Below are 5,484 nucleotides of genomic sequence, written 5' to 3'. Positions count from 1 at the left end.
CGGCCGACAAGGTGCAACAGCCGACGATGCCGTCGCTGCAACTCGCGACTAGGAGGGGTCGTCTCAGAAAACGGAGAATAAAGCACGTTAAGCCGATTGCAGAGGTCGCAACGGCCTGAACTTGCCCGCGCCGATCTTGGCGCTGCTGCGCCAGAGGTAATCGCCGGTCAGATTGATGTGTTCCCAGCCCAACGGCGACAGGTACTGCAATAGCGTTTCATCGACGGCATGGCCGTTGCTACGCAACGCATGCGCTGCGCGCTCCAGGTAGACCGTGTTCCACAGCACGACAGCCGCCGTCACCAGATTGAGGCCGCTGGCCCGGTAGCGCTGCTGCTCAAAGCTGCTGTCGCGGATTTCGCCCAGCCGGTTGAAGAACACGGCGCGGGCCAGTGCATTGCGTGCTTCGCCTTTATTCAGCCCGGCATGGACGCGGCGGCGCAGCTCAACGCTTTGCAACCAGCCCAGGATGAACAACGTCCGCTCGATGCGCCCCAGCTCACGCAGGGCGACAGCCAGGCCGTTTTGGCGCGGATAGCTGCCGAGTTTCCTAAGCATCAGCGAGGCCGTCACCGTGCCTTGCTTGATCGAGGTGGCCAGGCGCAGAATTTCGTCCCAATGGGCGCGGACGTGCTTGATGTTGAGAGTGCCGCCGATCATCGGTTTCAGCGCGTCATAGGCGGCTTCGCCTTTCGGGGTGTAGAGCTTGGTGTCGCCCAGGTCTCGGATGCGCGGTGCGAAGCGGAAGCCCAGCAGGTGCATCAAGGCAAAGACGTGATCGGTGAAGCCCGCCGTGTCCGTGTAATGTTCCTCGATGCGCAGGTCGGACTCGTGGTACAGCAGGCCGTCAAGCACGTAGGTGGAATCGCGCACGCCGACATTGACCACCTTGTTGTGGAACGGCGCGTACTGGTCAGAGATGTGGGTGTAGAACGTCCTGCCTGGGCTGCTGCCATATTTCGGATTGATGTGCCCGGTGCTTTCTGCCTTGCTGCTGGTTCGGAAATTCTGTCCGTCCGACGATGATGTGGTGCCATCGCCCCAGTGCCCGGCAAAGGGATGCCGAAACTGGGCGTTGACCAGTTCGGCCAGCGCCATCGAATAGGTTTCATCGCGGGTATGCCAGGCTTGCAGCCAGGCGAGCTTGGCGTAAGTCGTACCGGGGCAAGATTCGGCCATTTTGGTCAGGCCCAGGTTGATCGCGTCGGCCAGGATCGTAGTCAGCAGCAGATTTTTGTCTTTGGCGAGGTCGCCGGATTTCAGGTGCGTGAAGTGGCGGGTGAAGCCCGTCCACTCATCGACCTCCATCAGCAGCTCGGTAATCTTGACGTGCGGCAGAATCATGGCCGTCTGGTCGATCAATGCCTGCGCGGTGTCGGGCACCGCAGCATCCAGCGGCGTGATCTTCAAGCCCGATTCGGTGATGATGGCGTCCGGTAGGTCGTTGGCCGCCGCCATGCGATTGACCGTGGCAAGTTGCGCTTCCAGCAACTCCAAGCGCTCGCTCAGGTACTGGTCGCAATCGGTGGCCACGGCCAGCGGCAATTCGCTGGACTGCTTGAGGCTGGCGAACTTCTCGGGTGGCACCAGGTAGTCCTCGAAGTCCTTGAACTGACGTGAACCCTGTACCCAGATGTCGCCCGAGCGCAACGCGTTCTTAAGTTCCGACAGTGCGCACAACTCGTAATAGCGTCGGTCGATGCCGGCGTCGGTCATCACCAGCTTCTGCCAGCGCGGCTTGATGAAGTTGGTCGGTGCATCAGCGGGCACCTTGCGGGTGTTGTCGATGTTCATGCCGCGCAGCACCTCGATGGCGTCGAGCACGTCCTTGGCGGCGGGCGCTGCTCGCAGCTTGAGCACGTCGAGGAATTCCGGCGCGTAGCGGCGCAATGTGGCGTAACTCTCGCCGATGCGGTGCAGGAAGTCGAAATCATCGGGCTGGGCGAGCTTCTGCGCCTCGGTGACGCTCTCGGCGAAAGCGTCCCAGGAAATGACGGCCTCGATGGCGGCGAATGGGTCGCGGCCTGACTGCTTGGCGTCGATCAGCGCCTGGCCGATGCGCCCGTACAAACGCACCTTGGCATTGATGGCCTTGCCGGACGCCTGGAACTGCTGCTGATGCTTATTCTTGGCGGCGTTGAACAGCTTGCCCAGGATGCGGTCGTGCAGGTCGATGATTTCGTCGGTAACAGTAGCCATGCCCTCGATGGCCAGCGCCATGAGGGTGGCGTAACGTCGCTGTGGCTCGAACTTGGCCAAGTCGGCGGGCGTCATCTGGCCACCCTCGCGGGCGATCTTGAGCAGCCGGTTTTGATGAACCAGCCGCTCGATGCCGGTAGGCAGGTTGAGCGCCTGCCAGGCTTTGAGACGTTCGATGTGTTCCAGCATGTAGCGGGAATTCGGCTTGGCCGGTGATTGCCGCAGCCATGCCAGCCAGGTGGTCTTGCCGTTGTCGCGGCGCTTCAACAGTTCATCCAGGCGATGCCGGTGCCCGCTCGACAACGGCTCGGACAGGGCTTCGTAGATGCGCCGATTGGCGCGGGTGATGGCCTCGGCACTGGCGCGCTCGATGGCGTTGAGCGCGGGCAGGATGATCGACTGCCGCCGTAGATGCTCAATCAAGGCGTTGGCCAGGACGATGCCCTTGTCGGTTTGCATAGCCAGCTCAGTCAGCGTGTGGACAGCCTGCCGGTAGTGACTCACGGTGAACGGCTGGAAGCCGAACACCGTTTGCAGTTCGACCAGGTGCTCGCGCCGGGTCTGCTCCCGCTGCCCGTAGTCGTCCCAGCTTTCGACCGGCACTTTGAGTTGCGACGCCACGATGCGCAGCAAGGGCGGAAACGGCGGCTCATCAACGCCCAGGATGACGCCGGGGAATCGCAGGTAGCAAAGCTGAATGGCGAAGCCCAGCCGATTCGCAGGCCCGCGCCGCTGACGAATCACCGACAGGTCGGTGTCGCTGAACGTGTAGTATCGGATCAGATCGTCTTTGACATCGGGCAATGCCAGCAGGCTTTGTCGCTCGGTGGCGGACAGAATGGAACGACGCGGCATGCTCAGGACTCGCGCAGGTACTGGTACAAGGTTTCACGGCTAATGCCGAAGTCGCGGGCGATCAGGGCCTTTTGCTCGCCCGCCGCGACGCGCCGTTTCAGTTCGGCAATCTGCTCATCGTTCAGTGACTTTTTGCGGCCCCGGTACGCACCCCGCTGCCGGGCCAGCGCGATTCCTTCGCGCTGCCGCTCGCGGATCAAGGCCCGCTCGAACTCGGCAAACGCGCCCATCACCGACAGCATCAAATTCGCCATCGGCGAATCCTCGCCAGTGAAGGCCAGGCTTTCCTTGACGAATTCGATGCGTACCCCGCGCTTGGTCAGGCCCTGCACGATGCGGCGCAAGTCATCCAGGTTGCGTGCCAGGCGATCCATGCTGTGCACCACCACGGTGTCGCTTTCGCGCACGAAGGCGAGCAGCCTTTCCAGCTCGGGACGCTGGGTGTCCTTGCCGGATGCCTTGTCGGTGAACACCCGCGCCACCTGAACCCCTTCCAATTGCCGTTCCGGGTTCTGGTCGAAGCTGCTGACGCGAACGTAGCCGATGCGTTGACCGTACAAAGTGTCTCCAAGGGTAATGTGTCAGAGTGAAATCTATTACTCTTGACTGATTGTGTCAATAAATTTCATATTGGACTCTATTCTGACGTGATTACAGTCTCTTCCCTGACGTTGCGTTAGGGTATAGCTCAACCTGACATAGAAGCAAAAACTCAACCACCTTCTACCAACTCTCCGAACAGCTCCTTGACCTTTGTTTTCGCATCAGCAAGTGCAGTTCTGCCTTGTTCAGTGATGTCATAAACACGCCGTTCACGTCGCCCGGTGCGTTCGTGGCGTGAGGTCAGATAGCCTTTTTTTTCCAGGCCGTGCAGCATCGGGTACACGGTGCCAGCGCTCATCTCGTAGCCGTGTCGGCGTAGCTCTTCGATGATCCCCAGCCCAAAGACAGGTTCCTCGGCTGCATGGTGAAGGATGTGCAGGCGGATCAAACCGCCGTAGAGGTCTTTGTCAGTCATTTTTTGTGCCTCACAGAGCGACGCTCAACAGCCACCCAGCTGCACCGCTACCGAGGACAACCAGCCACGGCGGGAGCTTCCAGAACATAAGTGCGACAAGGGCAACTAATGCCAAGCCGAAGTCTTGCGGCTGAAAGATGGCGCTAGTCCATACAGGCTGATACAGCGCGGCCAGCAGCAAGCCGACTACAGCGGCATTGATCCCGGCCAGCGCAGCTTGGATGCCTGTATTGCGGCGCAAACGCTCCCAAAATGGCATTGATCCGACGACCAGCAAGAACGAGGGCGCGAAGATAGCCAGCAGACACACAATGCCGCCGATCCAGCCCGACGGGGCGGTGTTCATCGAGGCACCAAGAAACGCGGCGAACGTGAACAAAGGGCCGGGCACCGCTTGAGCTGCCCCGTACCCCGCGAGAAAGGATTCATTGTTGACCCAGCCGGAGGGCACCACTTCGGCTTGCAGTAATGGCAGCACAACGTGACCACCGCCGAACACCAGTGATCCGACACGATAGAAGGAATCCACCATTGCCATGGTTTGACTTGGCATCAGTTCGGCCAACACCGGCAGGCCAATCAGCAAGACAAAGAACAGCGAGAGCCAAAGCACGCCGGCCCGGTGACTGACCGTGATAGGTAGGGGGTCATGCTCAACAACTTTCGCTGGCTTGAACAATAACCGGCCTGCGATGCCTGCGATAGCAATCACGCCAACCTGTCCCCACGCGGACGGCACAAGTAAAACGACGCAGGTAGCAATTGCCATGATGGTGACTCGCAGCCCATCCGTGCATAGGTTACGCGCCATGCCCCATACTGCTTGAGCGACCACGGCCACAGCCACCACTTTTAAGCCATGCAACGCGCCCTGCGAGACGTAATCGCCATAGCTGGAGATGCCGAGCGCAAAAAGGATCAAGGCTATGGCAGACGGCAGCGTGAAGCCAGCCCAAGCAGCCAGCGCCCCGCTGTATCCAGCCCGAGACAGTCCTACCGCTATGCCGACCTGGCTGCTTGCAGGCCCTGGCAAGAACTGACAAAGCGCGACCAAGTCAGCATAGCTCCGTTCGGAGAGCCAGCGCCGCCGTGTGACAAATTCGGCGCGGAAGTAGCCCAAGTGCGCAATGGGGCCGCCAAAAGATGTCAATCCAAGCCGCAGAAAAATAAGAAAGACCGACCATGGTCTGCTGTCATCGGTAGGGTTATTCGTCATACTTTCGCCTTCATGATCTGCAACGAGTTGATCAATAATAAGCGAAATTCGATAACGAAATTCGATATAAATCTAGAAAAAAATACCTCTATGTGTACTACGCAGTTTTAGCTGTGGCTTTCACAGGAGCACGCTTACTTACGGCTTAGCGTGCTTTATTTAATGAGATGGTCACTCCCTCCTTCCCGGTACTATG

Annotated in this window: 4 protein-coding genes; all 4 read right to left on the bottom strand. The window is 59.6% G+C overall.

The window, feature by feature from the left end; translation table 11 throughout:
* Positions 1-87: 87 nt before the first annotated feature.
* Complete coding sequence (locus HX884_RS25085) at positions 88-3,054, bottom strand: Tn3 family transposase (RefSeq protein ID WP_012478188.1); 2,967 nt, start codon at positions 3,052-3,054, stop codon at positions 88-90.
* Between the two features lie 2 nt (positions 3,055-3,056).
* Complete coding sequence (locus HX884_RS25080; protein WP_012478189.1) at positions 3,057-3,614, bottom strand: recombinase family protein; 558 nt, start codon at positions 3,612-3,614, stop codon at positions 3,057-3,059.
* 152 nt (positions 3,615-3,766) lie between these two features.
* On the bottom strand, positions 3,767-4,072 hold the full coding sequence (locus tag HX884_RS25075; RefSeq protein ID WP_000130000.1) for a PadR family transcriptional regulator: 306 nt from the start codon (positions 4,070-4,072) through the stop codon (positions 3,767-3,769).
* 10 nt (positions 4,073-4,082) lie between these two features.
* On the bottom strand, positions 4,083-5,288 hold the full coding sequence (gene chrA, locus HX884_RS25070; protein WP_000184001.1) for a chromate efflux transporter: 1,206 nt from the start codon (positions 5,286-5,288) through the stop codon (positions 4,083-4,085).
* Between the last annotated feature and the right edge of the window lie 196 nt (positions 5,289-5,484).

Source organism: Enterobacter sp. SECR19-1250, assembly GCF_013391025.1.
In the GTDB taxonomy this organism is placed as follows: domain Bacteria; phylum Pseudomonadota; class Gammaproteobacteria; order Enterobacterales; family Enterobacteriaceae; genus Enterobacter; species Enterobacter cloacae.
The sequence above is the reverse complement of the archived record's forward strand: the minus strand, read 5'-3'. Positions and strand labels throughout refer to the sequence as shown.